The organism is Marinitoga sp. 1138 (assembly GCF_013363265.1).
Lineage (GTDB): Bacteria > Thermotogota > Thermotogae > Petrotogales > Petrotogaceae > Marinitoga > Marinitoga piezophila.
In genome coordinates this window covers 24,591-42,492 of sequence record NZ_LBFA01000002.1, presented here as the reverse complement: position 1 = coordinate 42,492, position 17,902 = coordinate 24,591, and the positions used below count along the sequence as shown (strand labels likewise).

Sequence of the window (17,902 nt, the reverse complement as noted above, 5' to 3'; positions counted from 1 at the left end):
AACATCCTCCAAAAGGGAGGATGTTATTGTTATATATTAAATTCTTTTATATCTTCACCAAGTAAAATTTTTGAAATTCTTAAAGATGCCTTTCCATCACCAAAAGGATTTTTTGCATGAGACATTTTATTATAGAAATCTTTATCAAATGCCAATTTATTTATATATTCTTTTACTGTTTCTTTTTCAGTTCCTATGAGTTTTGCTGTCCCGGCTTCTATTGCTTCAGGTCTTTCTGTTGTTTTTCTTAAAACTAATGTTGGTTTTCCTAAAGCTGGAGCTTCTTCCTGGATACCACCGGAATCGGTCATAATAAAATCAGCTCCTGTCATTAAAGCTGTAAATTCAAGATATTCAACAGGATCTATTAAGATAGCATTTTTTATATTTTCTAATATTGGATAAACAACTTCTCTTACTGCAGGATTTAAATGTACTGGAAATACTAAATATATATCTGGATTTATTTCAAGGAACTCTTTAACTGTTTCCATTACATTTTTCATTGGTTCTCCCCAATTTTCTCTTCTATGCATTGTCATTAGTATGTATCTTTTATCGTTTAATCCGTATTTTTCCTTTATTTTTTCTATTTTTTCTTTATTTTTATCTATAACCCATAACAATGCATCAATAACCGTATTTCCTGTTATAAATATATCTTTTTCGTTTATTCCATCTTTTAATAGATTTTCTTTTGCATTTTGTGTTGGAGGAAAATGTAAAGTGCTTAATACTCCAGTTAATCTTCTATTCATTTCTTCCGGAAAAGGGTTATATTTATTGTTTGTTCTTAATCCTGCTTCCACATGTCCAACAGGAATTTTATAATAAAATGAGATTAAAGCACCTATAAATGTTGAAGTTGTATCTCCCTGAACGAGTATATAATCAAATTTTTCCTTTTTTAAGATATCATCTATTTTTTTTACGAGATTTGCTGTTAATTCCGGCAATGTTTGGCGATGTGTCATTACATTTAAATCGTAATCAGGTTTTATATTGAATAGTTCTAAAACCTGATCCAGCATTTCTCTATGCTGTGCAGTTGCAATAACTTTTGCGTCTATATTATGTTCTTTTAATGAATGATATACCGGTGCCATCTTTATTGCTTCTGGTCTCGTTCCAAATATTAGTCCAACCTTCATTTTTTCACTCCTTTAATATATTTAGATGATTTATTGCATTTGATTTTAGAATTCACATGATATTTTTACTGTATATTTGATTAATTCAAATTTATCAAATGTTGTATTGATTTCTAAATTTTTGAGTTTTAATTGTAATGTTGTGTAGTTGAATTCAGTTGTTTCACCATATGGTCCTGACCATGTTTTGGTATTTCCCTTTAATTCAGTATTAAAATATGATGTGTTTAAATCTATTTCGCCTTTAATTATGTGCTCATATAATACCTTTAAATTGTCAAATTTATTTATAAATTCTAATGAAATGAGATAGCTTTCTATATCGTTGCCATAATCATATCCCATTGGTATATCGTATATTTTATTTCCGTCAATATATCGTCCGGTAAATTTTAATAGTTCCTGCCATCTATTATACATCCAGGAGTATATTTTATATTTTTCACCTTTTAAAATAAAATATGTGTTTTTATATTTTCCATTTATAGAGCTTCCGTATCCCCATGCAAATGCTGTTGGTTTATATGATTCAGCACCAGCTTCAGTTAAAGGTACAACATAGTCATCCATGGCAAATTCGCCATATAACTTTATTCCTTTAAAAGGAACAATTTCTCCATCTAATCCAAAAAGAGCATTTGAATATCCTTCGCCATATGTATTATGTAAAATATTCATAAAATTTAAATCGACTAAATCAGGGAATTTACCACCAATAAGATTTAATTCATTAAATGAAAATCTAAATTGTTTTATAGGTTTAATATCCAATCTATGAATTAAGAGAGACTTGTATGGATCATAATATCCTATACCTATTGATCTTCTATCGGAATTTCCATCTACATTCATTTTTTGTATTGCTAATTCTTCATCTGTAAGATATGCATTAAATGAGTATGCGCCAAAATATATTCCCATTTCACCTAATAAAAAGTCTGTTGTGAAACCACCTGTAATTCCATTTACATATGGAAGTGCGTCTGAAAAAAACACGCCATGTTCCAACAAAGACCAATCTGTTTTATACTTTCCAGCAATAAACCAGAAACTGTTTATCTTTTTTCCAAAGTAATATTCAAAGTTTAAATTGTTTTCAGGAGTTATTTCAAAAAGTATACCATAATTATTTGCTCTGTATGAAAAAAGATCATATAATTCATAACCTGTATTTTTTCGTAAAAAAGGAAAATACAAGGAAATATTTTTGGTATATTCAATAGGATAAGGTGAAATTGCTGTTGGAAGTGTCTCACCAGATATAGTTTTCTCGATTGTGTAAATTTTATATTCATTATCGTTTTCAAATGAAAAAGCAAATAGTTGTATTGCTGATAATACTATAAATAGTATCAAAATAACTGTTTTTTTCATAACACACCTCTATTACTTTAATTTAAGTGGTATTGTTGTAAATATTGAATATATATTGTATCTTTCATCGCCGTATTCCATATTAATATATTTAAATTCAAGATTTTCAATTAAAGGTATATTTATTATCCCTTTTATTTTTTGTACTTTAAATTCTTCACCAAAAGATATCCCAAATTCATTTTCATAGTATAACAACCAGTTTTTTGAAGAAATATATCCTGAAATGGAAGTTGCTTTTGAATTTTCATCATATTTAAATCCAAGGGGATAATCATAAAAATATCTTGCTCCCGGGTCATTTATTATTTCAAGTGAACGGTTGTATAATCTATTATATGGAATATCGTCTTCGTATATTCCAGCATCTACAGAATAATATTCGTATTGTCCTGAAATAAATAGTTCTTTTAAAGGTTTTAATAATATTTCCACACCATATCCGTAACTATTTTTTTGTTTTATAGGATTATATGCATCTTGAAAGTACAATCTAAAAGGCATTTTTTGATATTGAATGTCAATACCTGCTAAAGCATTTTTTACATCAAATGGTGTAGATGGAATTTCTCCACCATATAATCCTAAGGTTGAAAGTCCTATGTTTATTGCGTAACTTTCATAATCTATTCTGTTTACCCATACTTCTTTAAAGGCAAGTGTTGCATCTGTTGAAAATTGTTTTTCGTATTCCGTTTTTGTCATCATTGGCTGCATTGAAATTAATATGGAATTACAGGTAATATCAGGCAATTTTACTTTAAAATTTATATTTTCATAGTATTTAGATGCATCTGATATTAAAAGTGAGTTTTTTAAAGGACCTAATGATATAGGAGTACGTCCAAGTACCATGCTCCATTTTTTTTCGTTTAAACTGAGATAACTAAGAGATGGTGTGTCTAGAGTTGTTCGAGTTAAGATTGATGCATCTTTGTATATATCATAAATGTTCATGCTTTTATATTTAAAGTAAGGCGAATTTCCTTCTTTAAAATCAACAATAAATTGTGCATATAAATTTTTATTATGATAGAATTCAAAGCCAAAATCCAACCATGAATAATATTCCTTATACATATCACTAAAAAATATTTCATCTTTTTCAAGGGTAGAATATCCTCCACCATCAAATATTACTGTATTTTCTAATCTTTTTTCGTAACCCAGGGGTATTTTAAATAAAATTGAAGATTTGTATTCTGAATCATTTTTGTATAATAAAGGAAAACCGGTATATTGAATACCGGCATACATGTTTAACGATTTTTGATAATAATATTCGATTGTTCCAGGAAAAAGTAATTTTGCGGAACTAAATAATATAGTATTTAAGATTGCTATAAAAAATATTAATACTATTTTCTTCATCTAATCTTCCCTGCCAGCCATTTTTTTCTTTTTTCAAGATATAGATTTCTTATTTTTGTTAATTCTTCCTGGTATTCTTTATCTTTAAAATTTTGATAAGAATGGTCAAAAGCCTTCCATTGTTCATATACATACATTAAGGTTATTTCGGCATAAATTCCTTTGGATAAATAGATTCTATTACCCCATGGTTTAGTACTCGCTAAAACAAATTGCATATGATGAACATAACCAATATCAAGATTTACCTTTCTTTTTCCATCAACAGAATATTTTTTTTCTATATCATTTGTTATTGTTTTAGCTTCTGCAAGAAATCCAGGCGAATATAGGTTTTTAAAACTTATCATTCGCGCTTTTATTTTAACGTTTTGCCCCATTTCCATATTGTAATAATATGTATATTTTTGAAAGTCAATTTCATCTGAAATATAATCTATTTCTCCAAAATGTTTTACAAGTTCATTATATACTCCCTCAGTATATAACCAGTAATCGGTATTACCAGCTGAAAAGAAGTGTATGACATAATTAACTCTATCAATATCTTTAATTTTTCCCATCTTCGACCACCACCTCAAATTTTTTGAGTTTAATTTTATATATTTTATCGTAAGTTTTTACAGTAATTATTCCATAATTGTCTTTAATAATAAATTTTTCATTTTTTCCTATTATTAGGTTTTTTGTATTTCCAGGTTTTAAGATTTCATCGTTTATAAAAACAGTTTTTGTTCCATTATTTGTAATTTCCACTGGAATTTTTTGAGATGAAGCAATATATATTAAATCTGCTGAGTTTTGAAGTATTTTAACAGCTAAAATCAGTGAAACGATAATGATAAAAGCTGATATACTCATGTATATTTTATATTCATTCATTTGATATCACCAAACGTTCCAAAAATTCTTTTTCATCTTGAATTTCACCATCAAGTTTTTTGATTTTTATATATTCTAATATTTCTCCGACTTTTTTTCCTGAAATACCTTTTTTTATGATATCTTTTCCTGTAATTTTTAATTCTAAATTTGAAATGGCCTTAAGATATTTTATATATTTTTCCTCCATTTCCTTACTGGTTAAAAAACCAGAAATCACAATCTTCAATTCATCATCTATATCTCCTAAAATATTATAAAAATCCGAATTTTTCCATTTAAATGGCAAAGTTTTAAACTTTTCTATTATGATGTTTAATCTGTTCAGGTTATTTATAAATTTCTTTGGCAACCCATATCTTTCAGTTGCATATATCGCCGCCTCTCCATTTTCGCAGGCTAAATAGCTATATAAGAATATATGGAAATCCTTAATTTTCTTATTTTTTATATTACATTTATTTTCAAACCATTTTTTAAATTTAAGTATTTTTTTAAAGCGTTCTACTTTTTCTTTTTTATATTTTGAATGCCAGAATAAATGATCAAATATTGATAATTCTCCCATTTCAATAATAGAATCTATTACATTTTTTTCAGATAATATTTTTTCTAATTCTTCTCTCAAACGCATTCCGGTAACTTTTTCAATATAATTATTGTTTATAGCTTCTTTCATTAATTCAAGTGTTCTTTCTTCTATTTTAAAATTAAATCTTCTTTCAAAACGTATTGCTCTTAAAATCCTTGTTGGATCTTCAATAAAACTTAAATTATATAAAATCCTTATTATGCCATTTTCTAAATCATTTTGACATCCAAAGAAATCAAATAATACACCAAATTCTTCTGGATTTAATTTTATAGCCATTGCATTTATTGAAAAGTCACGCCTGTAAAGATCTTTTTTTATTGTACTTATTTCAACTTTTGGTAAATCAGCAGGTTTTTCATAATATTCAACACGTGCAGTTGCAATATCTATTCTAAATCCATCTTTAAAGAATAATGAACCTGTATGGAACTCTTTATGTTCAACAAATGTTGTTCTAAGGTTTTTAGATACGTATTTTGCATACTTTAATCCATCACCTTCAATAACTATATCAATATCGTAATTCTTTTTTCCCAATAATAAATCTCTTACAAAACCTCCAACTACATATACTGGAAAGTTAAGTTCTGCTCCATATATTCCGAGTAATCTTAAAAGATTTAGATATTTTGGTTCTATAATCTCTAACATCTTTTTTAAAATATTTTTTTTATGAAGAGTATTGGTATAGTCAATTATTATTTTTGCAGGTGATTTGTGAAAAAATTTCCCTTTTATTAAATCGCTTCTTGTAATTATTCCTATAAGAAGATTCTCTTTATTTAAAACAAGAATTCTTCCTATTCCATTTTCCGCCATTATTTCTCTAATTTTTTCAATAGAGGTTTCAGGTGAAACGGAAATTATCTTTTTTGACATTATTTTTTTTATAGGCTCTTTTTCAAGACCATGGTTTATAGCTTTTTCAACATCTTTTTTGGTAACAATTCCAATTAATTCATTTTTTTCAATAATTGGAAATCCGCTATGTCCAGTTTGTATCATAAGTTTATATATCTTTTCTATTGGTTCTTCTGATAATACTGTTCTTACAGGTGAAGACATAATGTCTTGTGCTCTAATTTTTGGAATACAGATATTATCTATGTTATTTAAGATTTCTTTCAAAAGAATATCCGGTGATTTTATTGAGCTTTCAAATGAAATCATATTATGGGATAACATATCTATTTTATAGTATTTCTTTAATTTATTGATATCTATATCCGAATTTGCAGATTTTATTATAACTTTTATTTTTTCATGAGTTTCAATAATAAAAATTATGTAAATATCATAAATTCCAAAAATTTCTGAATTTACATACTTATCTATATAATTATTTAGCGTTTTCTCAATATATGAGAAAAACACATTATAAGAGTTAAATTTAATTATCTGTGAATTTTTCTTCAATTCATCAATTATTTTGTCCATCTTCCCATCTCTCTTTATTTGAACTTTTTAAGTATATGTTTATTCTAAAGTATTAGAGTTTTCAACTTAGGAGTTGAAAATATGCGAATAAATCCTGATGCTGTAAATCCAATTCTTGGATATAAACTTGATCCCGGAGAACCTGGTCTTTCAACGGGAGCACCTGCATCATTGAGTATTTTACGTGTTCTTTCCCAAGAAACTTCAAATTTAGTACGTTTTAAAGCAGAAGCCGCAAAAAACGGCGGGTATATAATTTATAGCAAAATCTCGCTTGATATGGAAAAGCGAGGTGCCTTTCTGGCTGCTGTTGCTGGAAAAACAGAAGTAAAAGTTGCTTATAAAAAATCTGATGATACGTTAAATCCGGATAATTCCAATCCATTAAATCCCGAAAGTGATAAAGATGAAAAAAATTCTTTAAATCCTACAAAAAATAAGGATAAAAAACTCCTGGAAATGGAAATGTTAATAAAACGTTTGAAAAATTATGCACAAAGTGAAACTGATCCAATTATAAAATCTGAATTAGAAGAAAAAATTCGTTCTTTAGAAAATCAATTAATAATGATGAAATTGGGAAATACAATCATTTCCCAGAATGAGTCTATTTTAGGTATGATTTTTTCTGCGTATTTTTAATTATTTATTTTTTTTGTTATTACTTATATTTTCAAAATGCTTTTCAAGTTCGTCAAGATCTATATTTTCTTCATTTCTATATATAGATTCTTCTTTAGGGTGTGAAGGATGTTCTTTTACCTTTTCCATGGCTTTTAATACTTCTGTTAATACTTCCGCTCTTGTCTGGAATGTGTAATTTTGCAATTCTGAATATAATCTACCTTTTTCAGTGACTACATATTTTGGATGCAGATGGTTTAATGCCAGTGCAATAACATCGGCTCTACATCTGTCGCATATACACATATCGATATTTGGCATCGCAAACATTTCATTGGTTATTTCTTCAACTATATGTTCCATTACATTAGTAATATGATACTTTTCAATAATCATCATTTTCCCCCCATTGTAAATAATGTTAGTTTTATATCACCATAATTATACACCTTATATACTGCAAGTTCACCATATTTTTCTGAAATTTCTTCTCTTTTTGAATGTTCAACTATGATTAAAGTATCTTCATCATATATATTAGAGTTTTCACTAATTTTTTTCATTGCTTCATCTGCAAGTCCCATTTGAAAAGGTGGATCCATAAATATTATATCGTATTTTTCTGTTAATTTTGCAATAGCATTTCTAAAATCAGAACATATTAAATTTATTTTGTCTTTAACTCCTAAATTCCTTGCATTTTTTAATATAGTAGAACAGGCTTTTTTAGATGCTTCAATAATAGTTGCATCTGTGGCTCCTGAACTTAAAAATTCGAAAGTAACTATTCCTGAACCTCCGAATATTTCAAGAGATTTCATATCTTCCACATCAACAAAATTAAATATAGCTCTTCTTACATTTGCCGGTGTATAACGTGTTCTTTTATCATTAACAGTCATTACTTTTTTTCCTCTTAAACTTCCACTTTCTATTGATAACATATCTTTTTCACCTACGCTTCTAACATTTTTAATTTTTTCCCATATCGTTTATATATTTCTTCTCTTAATGCAGGATATTTTATTAAATCGGGATCTTTGGACAATATTTCATTAGCATCTTTTCTTGCTGTGTTTATAAGTTCTGGATTGCTTAATATATCAGGAAATTTAAAATCTGGTAATCCATGCTGCTCAGTGCCAAAGAATTTTCCAGGCCCTCTCCATTGCAGATCCATTTCTGAAACTTCAAATCCATTTGTTGTTTGAGCAAATTTTCTTAAGCGTTCTCGTGTTTCAGAAGTTGTTTTTTTGCTAACAACAAGGAAACAGTAAGCCTGCTTATTACTTCTTCCAACTCTTCCTCTTAATTGATGCAATTGTGATAGACCAAAACGTTCTGCATGTTCTATAACAATTACGGTAGCATCTGGAATATCAACACCAACTTCCACAACTGTTGTAGAAACAAGGATTAAGAATTCTTTTTTGGAAAATCGTTCCATAATATCGTTTTTTTCCTGTGATTTCATTTTACCATGTAATAGTTCAACACCATATTTTTTAAATCTTTCATTTAATACTTCATACATTTCCGTTGCGGCTTTTAAATCTATTGCTTCAGATTCTTCAATTAGCGGATATATAAAGAAAACCTGGTGTTTTTGTTTTAATTCATCTTCTATAAATTTATATATTTCATTTATTTTTTCTTCTGTTGCATAAACTGTTTTAACTTTCTTCCTTCCAGATGGCATTTCATCAATTATTGAAACATCAAGATCTCCATACAATGTCATGGCGAGCGTTCGGGGAATTGGGGTAGCTGTCATAAATAAGATATCAGGCATTACCCCTTTATTTATTAAGCTTAAACGCTGTTTTACTCCAAAACGATGTTGTTCGTCAATTACAACAAGACCAAGGTTTTTAAATTCTACATCTTCCTGAATTAATGCATGTGTTCCTATCAAAATATCTATTTCACCATTTTTTAATTTTTCTTTAATAATTTTTTTCTCAGAATTTTTTGTTTCACCCAATAATAATTCCACGTTAATCCCAAAATTCTCCATATGTTTTTTAATTTTTAAAAATTGTTGTTTAGCGAGTACAGAGGTTGGTACCATCACTGCTCCCTGAAAACCACTTTCATAATTGTATAATAATGCCATTTCTGAAACTACAGTTTTTCCTGAACCAACATCTCCTTGTAATAGTCTGTTCATAGGTTCTTTGGAATCCATATCTTTTCTTATTTCATTAAAAACCTTATTTTGAGCATTAGTCAATTTAAAAGATAATATCTTTTTAAATTCTTCAATTAATTTCCCTTCATTTTTCTTAGATATACCTATTTTTTCTTTAATTAATCTTTTTTTCATTAATACTGAAAATTCAAATAAAAAAATCTCTTCATATTTTAAAGCTTCTTTGGCTTTTTCATAATGAAAAAAACTCTTTGGAAAATGTATCCCTTTTATTCGCCTGGATAAGCTTATTAATTTATATTTATTTTTGATTTCTTCAGGAATAAATTCTTCTTTATAATTTACATAGGGAATTGTTTCTGAAAAAATGTTTCTCATATTGTTTTGGTATATACCTCTTTTTAAAGGATATACTGGAAGAATTCCAGTTTGAACTTCTTGTTCAGAAGTTATTATCTGAAAATCAGGATTTTTAATGGTTTTCCTGCCAAACTCCACTTCAACTGTTCCATAGGCTGCAACCTTTAATCCAACTTGAATAAATTTTTTTATATATTCCTGATTAAACCATGTAAGAATTAAAACACTCCCATCTTTATCTTCAAGAGCATATGATAATATTCTTAAACTTCCTATATTTTTTTCTTCAAAATTTACTATATTACCAACAACAAGACAATTTTGACCATGATAACAATCAATAATACGTTTAATTTCTCTTCTATCTTCATAATCTCTCGGGAAAAAATAAAATGTATCTTCAATTGAATTAATACCAAATTCTCTTAATATTTTTGCACGTTTATTGCCGACACCTTTGATAAATTTAATATCTGTAGCTAATGGCATATCTTTATATGGTTTTTCTGGTGAATCAATTAGATATTCATATTTCAATTTTTCTATTAGTTCTAAACCATTTAAAGCTCTTTTTATACGCCTTTCATCTGAAAGATTAGCTATAGGTTTATAATAACCAAGAAAAGAGCCTATTTTTTCTTTTAGGCCCTTCTCCTGTTCTATTATGTTTATATAATTGGCGGAATATTTATATAACTCTTTAAATAAATATTCCCATTTTAGTTTTTCTTTTAAAGCATCTTTTAATTTAGCTTCGAGACCGTTAAAAAAGTCTTCTATATTCATTATAAGGGTTTTTCCTCCCCATATACTGCAAGCCCGAATACTTCCGGACCACTATGACATGCTACTGTTGGCCATATTCTACCTTCAATTAGTTCGTAATCATAGCCAAGTGTTTGGAATTTGTCCATAAACATGTTAAACACTTTTTCTTCCTGTTCTTTATTGCTTTCAAATCCGTGTATTTTATATATTTTAATGTTATAAGGTTTATTTTTTATAAATTCAAACAATGATTCAGACATAGTTTTATATGCTTTATTTAAACCTCTAACCTTAGCTAACGGAGTAATTTCAGCATCTTCAACAGTTAATACTGGAATTATTTTTAATAAAGTTCCTGCCATCCCTGCTGCTTTTCCAATCCTTCCATTTTTAATAAGATATTTTAATGTTGGGACAGAAAATTCCATAAATGTATTATCTATAATTTTCGGAATTAATTCGTTAACTTCTTCAAATTCTCTTCCTTCATTTAAGAGTTCAACAATTCTTCTCGCAACAAGAGAAGCTCCTATTGAAACCATTTTGGTGTCAACAATTTTTAGATTAATATCATTGAGCATATTTTTTGCCATATTAGCAGTGTTGTATAACCCTGACATTTTCGATGAAAAATGAATATCAACAATTTCATCATATCCCTCTTCTTTTAATGACTCATAAATATTCATTATTTCCTTTAAGGATGGTTGAGCGGTATGAATTTCTTCAGCACCTTCTACTAAATCATAAAATTTTTCTTTTGAAAGATCTACACCATCAGTATATTCTTTTCCATCAATATATACCTTCATTCCCATAAATTTCAGATTATATTTTTCAATCCAGTCAGGTGTCGGAGAACATCCTGAATCTACGATTATTGCCCTTTTCATTTTTGTTCCTCCTCTACGACTATATAATTACCCTCTCGTTTAAAAATCAAATTATTTATTTTTACTTCTTTTATTTCTGAATGATTGTTCATAAACATGAGTAATTTATCATAAAATCTTACTTTTAAATATGCATCAAAAATATTATATTTTGATTTTAGATTTTCACGCTGTCTAACATTTAAATAGAAATAGAAAGTTATTGAATTTATGACTATAATTATTGTTAAAAGAATTATTGCCAATCTCATTTTAAAAATTCATACACCCTTTTAAAATTTTCTATTCTGGATTTATAACGTGTATCAGGATATCTCTCTAAATATAGTAAATTATAATTATAAACTTCTGAATAAAATTTTGTTACATGTTCCGCTAATTTTATTGCCAATTCCGAATTACCATTTGACTTTAGATAAAAATAGAGATCTTCAAAAAATGCAAAAGATTTATCAGGTATTCCTCTTGTTTTTTTCATCATATAATAATCTGCTTTTGCTTCTTTTTCGGCTATTTTTAAAATATTATTTATTGTTTTTTCCATACCTATATAGCCATTAAAGTTAAACATTATTTTCATGTATTCGGTATATACATCTTCCCATTCAGGAAATCTATTCCATCCTCCTGGCAGTATTTCAATTGTTTTATCATACCAATACACAAATTGAGTATAGTAATGCTTTTTTAACTTTTCTATCTCTTCAACAATGTTTTTATCTTCATTAAAATATCGTTCTAGATTATTTAAATTCTGGAAAATGATAACATTTAATTTTGAAATTAATCTATACGCATTTTTTTCATTAAAAGATGTATAATTACTTTTTAATTGATCAATTTCATCCTGTAAACTTTGTATATATGCAAGTGCCTGTAATACTTCTGGATTTCCGTTTGTTTTTTCTTTAAGTAATAAATAAAGATTTTTTATAGTAAATCTAATCTGAGATGAAGAATACGGCATTAAGTCTAATGCGCCTTCGAATTTTTTAAGCATAAAATCATATTCAGGATATTTCATATCCATATAATCAGTTAATTTATTATAATCAATTTCCATTAACCTATATGGCGTTTTTGCAAGTAACTGCGCAAGATAAAATCCAGATTTTCCAAATGCTGGATTAGCTTTTAATGATTTTAAGAAATATTCTTTTGCTTTTTTATATGATTCAAAAGCTTTATTTTCATATTCTCTTTTTGTATTTAGATATTTTTTCTTTTCATCTTCCAGTTTCTGTATTTCTGAAGAAATCTTTTGTAATTCAAGCGGATTTGATACTTTATAATTTTTTAATTTACTTATTTGAGTATCAATTTGATTTATTATATTTGGAATTTGGTTTTTAACTACATTTTGATAAGCATCAATTTTCATATATTCTGCATTGGCGGTTTTAAAGTAGATTTCTGCCGCTGTAGAATTGATTTTTAAAAATGATACAAGAATTCCAATTATAAAAAATACAACAAATACACTCTTTAATGTTTTAGAAGAAATTGATACTTTTTTTGTTTCTCCAAACTGTTCTGAAACAGCTACAGAAATAATAAACAATGCGGACATTATATTTGGATGTAAATGCATTGGGAATTCAGTTGCACTATGAATTGCTACAATTGTAAGTGACCATGCAAATAAATTGAACATTAAAAGTTTATTGAAGTCTTTAATATTAAAAACTCTTTTAAAGAAAACAGTTATTAAACCAAATAATAATAACATTATTGATATAAAACCAAATAAACCCGTTTCACCTAAAACCTGTAAGTAATCATTATGAGCTCTTTTAAAATTGTTCCATGCATAATAAAATTTTTCAGGGTTTCTTGCCTGAATATCAGCCATATATCTTACAGCATAAACAGGATAAGTGACAATTCCTCCACCTATAAATCTATTTAATAGATGATTTGGGTCTTTCCACTGTTCAACAGCAGCAAGCCAGGATAAAGTTCTTTCATCCCATGAAGATACCGATGTAATTGCTTCGAATCTCTTTGCTGCAACAACTTCCCCACCCTTGTTAAATGGTGATGGAATATTGAACATAATTAATAAAAAGGAAATTATAAGAATAATTAAAATCATCGGAATTAAAAACTTTTTGCTTTTTATATAATTAATATCTTCATCGTTTTTATTTTTTAAAAAACTAATTGAAAAGAATATTGCAAATATTGCCATTCCAAGGAAAAAAGATAAATAAATTGAACGTGTTTGTGCAAATAATAATACCCAGAACATAACAAATATTGAGATAATACTAAAGACTCTTTTTAAAAGAGAAGAGTTTTTTGATAATGCAAAATATATTCCTATTGGAATCATTTGTCCCATGTAGTCTGAAACAAAATTTGGATTTCCTATTGTTGTTCTTAAGGTTATTCTCTGGGAAGGATCACCATATTTCCCAAAAAATATATCATATCCGAAAAATTTATTTAATAATCCATCTACGCCAATGATAAAACCAGTTATTAAGAATATAAACAGCGCATCTTCAATAAATTTGAAGTCTTTTCCAAATCTATTTGTTAAAATATAGGATACAAAAACAATTATTGAGATATATAAAGCTACTTCAAAAGAATATCTGAAATAATATTTATTTTGTATAAATACGTTTATCAAAGAAAAAACAGACGCCAGACCAAATAACGAGAAATATATGTGATTTAGAGAATAAGAAATTTCATATTTTTCTTTATTAAGCTTGAACAAATAAACAAAAAACATAGCGGTATAAAAAAGAGCAAAAACGAGATGTTTTTGTGTTGAATACTCATAAACCCATGATGGCACCATTAAAAATGGTAATACTAAAAAGAAAACTCCCATTGCCATAATATCAGCTGGATACTTTGACCTGACATTCATACTACTTCCTCCTCCGTAATTATCTTTATCTTTACCATTTTATCATACCACAAAAATTATAAATACTTACATCTAAAATCAATAAAAATGTTATATAATATGCCTGGTTATATTAAATTTTTGTCATTTAATTATCTCATCGGTTAGCTGCAAAATTATATGTTAATAAAAAATAATAATATGTAAAAATAAATTTTATTTAGAAAAGAATTTGTTTTTTCAAGAAAGATTTTTTGCGGTAAAAGATAAAAAAATATTTTTTATTCTTTATAGGTAATAATACCTTTGCTCTAATTCTGACTCTTTTTAACAGATTTAGAGTATAATAGTAATGAAAAATATCACAACACTTTTTGATTTTGTTTTTATATTCTATGTAGGAGGAATTCGTCATGATAATACCATTAAGCAGTTTAATAATAGGAATGGATGGAATAATTGTAAGGCTCGATTTTGAAGATTCAATAAAGGAAAGATTTATTGCCATGGGGGTATTGCCTGGTAAGAAAATAACTTATGTTCATGAATCACCATTTGGTGACCCAATGGTATTTAAAATTGAAGATAATAAAATCATGATAAGAAAAAGCGAAGCTCAGCGTATTTTTGTTGATGTTACTGAAGAATATATTACTTTGGATGAGGCACGTCCGGGAATGTATGAAGTTTTTATGATTAAAGGCGGAATGTTATTAAAAAAAGAATTGGAGAAGACAGGTATTACTATAGGCAGTAAAATTCAGGTTTTAAGCAATAATTATGGAAAGGTTTTAATTAATGCAAATGGTAAAAAAATAGGATTTGGTAAAGGAAGGTCGAGAAAAATAATTCTCAGAAAAATCAGATAATAAAGCTGGTGGAATAATGGTAAACGAAATAATGGAGTATATTAATAGTCAACAGGAAAATGTATCTACTGATGATATAAAAAGATATTTTAATCTTTCTGATACTGATTGGAACATTATTTATCCTTTTTTATTATCAAACGGTGTCAAAATAAACACTTTTGAATCAATGAACTTAACCTGTGAAAGTTGTCCTTTAAAAGGTTTTTGCAATAAAAAAAGTTGTGGAGGGTAAGATATGACTTTTGAAATAGCCATAATAGGTAATCCAAATGTAGGTAAAACCTCTATATTTAATATTATTACTGGAAGTAGGCAGTATATTGCCAATTGGCCTGGAGTTACTGTAGAAAAAAAGGTTGGTTCATTTAAATACATGGGACACAACTTTAAATTAGTTGACTTACCCGGTATTTATACGCTTTCAGCCCAAAGTGACGATGAAAAGGTTGCACGTGATTATTTAATAAATGAATCTCCTGATGCTGTAGTCGTTGTTGCTGATGCATTAAACCTTGAACGCTCAATGTATCTTTTGACTCAGATTTTAGAAATGAATTTACCGGTTGTTCTGGCAATAAATTCAATTGATGAAGCTGAAGCAAAAGGAAAGGTTATAAATCCTTCATTTATTTCAAAAACATTGAATATCCCCGTAATTTTAACTTCTGCGAAGAAAAATATTGGTATTGATAAATTACTTGAAGAAATTCATAAAACTGCTGAAACAAAACATGTTCCTGCGAAAAATTTTCTTTATACAGATAAAATCAATGAGTACATAAACGAATTTATAAATGAAGTGAAAAAATATTCCATGTTAAATTCATATGATTCAAGATGGTTGGCAATATACTATCTTGAATTTGGAAATAAAAACTTTCATTATCCTGAAGAGTTAATAGAACATATTAACAAAAAATTCGATATGAATAAATTAAAATCAGAATTCATGAACTGGAAATTTAAATTTATCTCTTCTCTTATAAACAGCGCTGTCGTTGAAGAAGGTAGAAGCTGGGCAATGAGAGACATTTTAGATCATGTAATGACACATAAAGTTTTAGGGTTATTAATTTATGTTATTGCATTGTATTTTGTATTTTCTTTAACCTTTAATATTGCCAGTCCTCTTTCTGATCTAATTGATATGGGATTTAGCGCATTAGGGAACTTAATTGATGGTAAGATTCAAATTCCATGGTTAAATTCATTGATTGTAGATGGAATTATCGGTGGAGTTGGCGGAGTTTTAGTATTTATCCCACAACTTTTCGTGCTATTTTTCTTTATGGGATTTTTAGAAGAATCTGGGTATTTACCTCGTGCCGCATTTCTTGTTGATAAACTGGTTAGAAAATTCGGTCTTAGCGGACGTTCTTTTATGTCAATAATTTTAGGATTTGGATGTAGTGTTCCGGCAATAATGTCAACAAAAACTATTGCCAATAAGAAAGAAAGAATGGCTTTAATTTTAAGTATCCCATTTGCTTCATGTTCAGCAAGATTACCTGTATTTATACTTTTAATAAGCGCCTTTTTCGATAAAAATGCTGCATTTATATTGCTTTCTGTATATATTACCAGTATTTTATTAGTTTTAATTTCAGCTAAAATATTACAAATCTTCTTTATCCGTGGTGAAGAAGTTCCATTTACAATAGAATTGCCACGTTTTAGAATGCCTACATTTAGAAATCTTGCTTTATATTCATGGAATAGAGGAAAACATTTCCTTGAAAAAGCTGGAGGAATTATATTAATCGCAACTATTTTTATCTGGCTTTTATCTTATTTTCCAAATAATAATGATATAGCTAATTCATATGCAGCAATGCTTGGTAAATTCTTTGAACCTATAACAATGCACTTAGGATGGAATTGGCAAACAAATATTTCCTTATTATTCGGAGCTGTTGCAAAAGAAGTTGTTGCATCATCATATATGACCATATTAAACGTTGGAGAAGACGGAATTTCATATGCTTTGAGAACTATTTTAACAGAACGTTCAGCTTTAGCTTTAATATTCTTTGTATTGACATATATTCCATGCTTTGCTACACTTAGTGTAATTAAACAAGAAACAAATAGCTGGAAATGGATGTTCTTTGAATTATTTTATACATTATTGGTAGCTTATGGCCTTGCCAATCTTGTATATTGGATTGGAGGTTTTATATTATGAAAAACAAACGATTATTGCTCATTATAATAGGAATTATGTCTTTAATAATGGGTTATATAAATTTTTCATATGATAATTTCATTTTCCTTTCCTATATTACTGTATCATTAATAGCTTTTTTTGGATTTTGGGAAGATATAAAAAATATATGGTATCATCGTTCCGCACATATTATCGTTAGTGGTATTATTTCTGTTTTAATAGGGATATATGAGATATTAAAATACATATTTGGATGGCTTGCAGTTTATACAAGTCAGGAGAATCCTCCTATATTTAAAATTGACATTTTTGTTTTTAGTTTATTTATGATTTTAGTTATGGTATATGAAATTAATTATCTAAAAAAAGCTGGAAAAAATATATAATTAAAAA

The 17,902-nt window shown here is 27.6% G+C and carries 17 protein-coding genes; 5 read left to right on the top strand and 12 right to left on the bottom strand.

Features of this window, described 5'->3' with window-relative positions:
- Nucleotides 1–29: 29 nt before the first annotated feature.
- The 6 genes from wecB to XO11_RS01345 are packed head-to-tail and all read right to left on the bottom strand — an operon-like array spanning nucleotide 30 to nucleotide 6,810.
- The gene (wecB, locus tag XO11_RS01370) at nucleotides 30–1,151 is read right to left on the bottom strand and encodes a non-hydrolyzing UDP-N-acetylglucosamine 2-epimerase (RefSeq protein ID WP_175418037.1); all 1,122 of its coding nucleotides are present in this window, start codon (nucleotides 1,149–1,151) and stop codon (nucleotides 30–32) included.
- Nucleotides 1,152–1,196: 45 nt separating this feature from the next.
- Nucleotides 1,197–2,525 carry a hypothetical protein gene (locus XO11_RS01365; RefSeq protein ID WP_175418036.1) on the bottom strand — a complete coding sequence of 443 codons (1,329 nt, stop codon included), beginning with the start codon at nucleotides 2,523–2,525 and terminating at the stop codon, nucleotides 1,197–1,199.
- Nucleotides 2,526–2,537: 12 nt separating this feature from the next.
- A complete protein-coding gene (locus tag XO11_RS01360; protein WP_175418035.1) occupies nucleotides 2,538–3,896 on the bottom strand; it encodes a hypothetical protein in 1,359 nt (452 codons plus the stop codon).
- A complete protein-coding gene (locus XO11_RS01355; RefSeq protein ID WP_014295724.1) occupies nucleotides 3,893–4,459 on the bottom strand; it encodes a DUF4416 family protein in 567 nt (188 codons plus the stop codon). The genes XO11_RS01360 and XO11_RS01355 overlap by 4 nt, the downstream gene beginning before the upstream one ends.
- Nucleotides 4,446–4,778 carry a hypothetical protein gene (locus XO11_RS01350; RefSeq protein ID WP_014295723.1) on the bottom strand — a complete coding sequence of 111 codons (333 nt, stop codon included), beginning with the start codon at nucleotides 4,776–4,778 and terminating at the stop codon, nucleotides 4,446–4,448. Before XO11_RS01350 ends, XO11_RS01355 begins: the two co-directional genes overlap by 14 nt.
- Entirely contained in the window at nucleotides 4,771–6,810 is a 2,040-nt protein-coding gene (locus tag XO11_RS01345) for a CBS domain-containing protein (RefSeq protein ID WP_175418034.1), read from the bottom strand. The genes XO11_RS01350 and XO11_RS01345 overlap by 8 nt, the downstream gene beginning before the upstream one ends.
- An 81-nt stretch (nucleotides 6,811–6,891) precedes the next feature.
- Between XO11_RS01345 and XO11_RS01340 the strand changes: the two genes are divergently transcribed.
- Nucleotides 6,892–7,452, top strand: coding sequence for a hypothetical protein (locus tag XO11_RS01340; RefSeq protein WP_014295721.1), 561 nt, complete (start codon nucleotides 6,892–6,894; stop codon nucleotides 7,450–7,452).
- On the opposite strand, the gene XO11_RS01335 is transcribed toward XO11_RS01340, so the two are convergent.
- Genes XO11_RS01335 through XO11_RS01310 form a run of 6 tightly spaced genes read right to left on the bottom strand, consistent with a single transcriptional unit; the run spans nucleotide 7,453 to nucleotide 14,491 of the window.
- Entirely contained in the window at nucleotides 7,453–7,830 is a 378-nt protein-coding gene (locus tag XO11_RS01335) for a late competence development ComFB family protein (protein ID WP_014295720.1), read from the bottom strand. It lies immediately after the preceding gene.
- On the bottom strand, nucleotides 7,830–8,378 hold the full coding sequence (gene rsmD, locus XO11_RS01330) for a 16S rRNA (guanine(966)-N(2))-methyltransferase RsmD (RefSeq protein WP_014295719.1): 549 nt from the start codon (nucleotides 8,376–8,378) through the stop codon (nucleotides 7,830–7,832). The genes XO11_RS01335 and rsmD overlap by 1 nt, the downstream gene beginning before the upstream one ends.
- An 11-nt stretch (nucleotides 8,379–8,389) precedes the next feature.
- Entirely contained in the window at nucleotides 8,390–10,732 is a 2,343-nt protein-coding gene (recG, locus tag XO11_RS01325) for an ATP-dependent DNA helicase RecG (RefSeq protein WP_175418033.1), read from the bottom strand.
- Entirely contained in the window at nucleotides 10,732–11,607 is an 876-nt protein-coding gene (locus XO11_RS01320; protein WP_014295717.1) for a DegV family protein, read from the bottom strand. Before XO11_RS01320 ends, recG begins: the two co-directional genes overlap by 1 nt.
- Nucleotides 11,604–11,858 (bottom strand): hypothetical protein, encoded by a 255-nt coding sequence (locus tag XO11_RS01315; protein ID WP_014295716.1) that lies wholly within the window; start codon nucleotides 11,856–11,858, stop codon nucleotides 11,604–11,606. Before XO11_RS01315 ends, XO11_RS01320 begins: the two co-directional genes overlap by 4 nt.
- Nucleotides 11,855–14,491 carry an O-antigen ligase family protein gene (locus XO11_RS01310; RefSeq protein ID WP_175418032.1) on the bottom strand — a complete coding sequence of 879 codons (2,637 nt, stop codon included), beginning with the start codon at nucleotides 14,489–14,491 and terminating at the stop codon, nucleotides 11,855–11,857. The genes XO11_RS01315 and XO11_RS01310 overlap by 4 nt, the downstream gene beginning before the upstream one ends.
- A 392-nt stretch (nucleotides 14,492–14,883) precedes the next feature.
- On the opposite strand from XO11_RS01310, the gene XO11_RS01305 reads away from it, so the two are divergent.
- From XO11_RS01305 to XO11_RS01295, 4 genes are read left to right on the top strand one after another with little or no spacing between them, the layout of a single operon-like run.
- On the top strand, nucleotides 14,884–15,339 hold the full coding sequence (locus XO11_RS01305; protein WP_014295714.1) for a FeoA family protein: 456 nt from the start codon (nucleotides 14,884–14,886) through the stop codon (nucleotides 15,337–15,339).
- Between the two features lie 16 nt (nucleotides 15,340–15,355).
- Nucleotides 15,356–15,574, top strand: a complete 219-nt coding sequence (locus tag XO11_RS10385; protein WP_075780137.1) for a hypothetical protein — start codon at nucleotides 15,356–15,358, stop codon at nucleotides 15,572–15,574.
- A gap of 3 nt (nucleotides 15,575–15,577) precedes the next feature.
- Nucleotides 15,578–17,527: a ferrous iron transport protein B gene (gene feoB, locus XO11_RS01300; protein WP_014295712.1), complete on the top strand. Its 1,950-nt coding sequence runs from the start codon at nucleotides 15,578–15,580 to the stop codon at nucleotides 17,525–17,527.
- A complete protein-coding gene (locus XO11_RS01295) occupies nucleotides 17,524–17,895 on the top strand; it encodes a hypothetical protein (protein WP_014295711.1) in 372 nt (123 codons plus the stop codon). The genes feoB and XO11_RS01295 overlap by 4 nt, the downstream gene beginning before the upstream one ends.
- Nucleotides 17,896–17,902 lie beyond the last annotated feature (7 nt).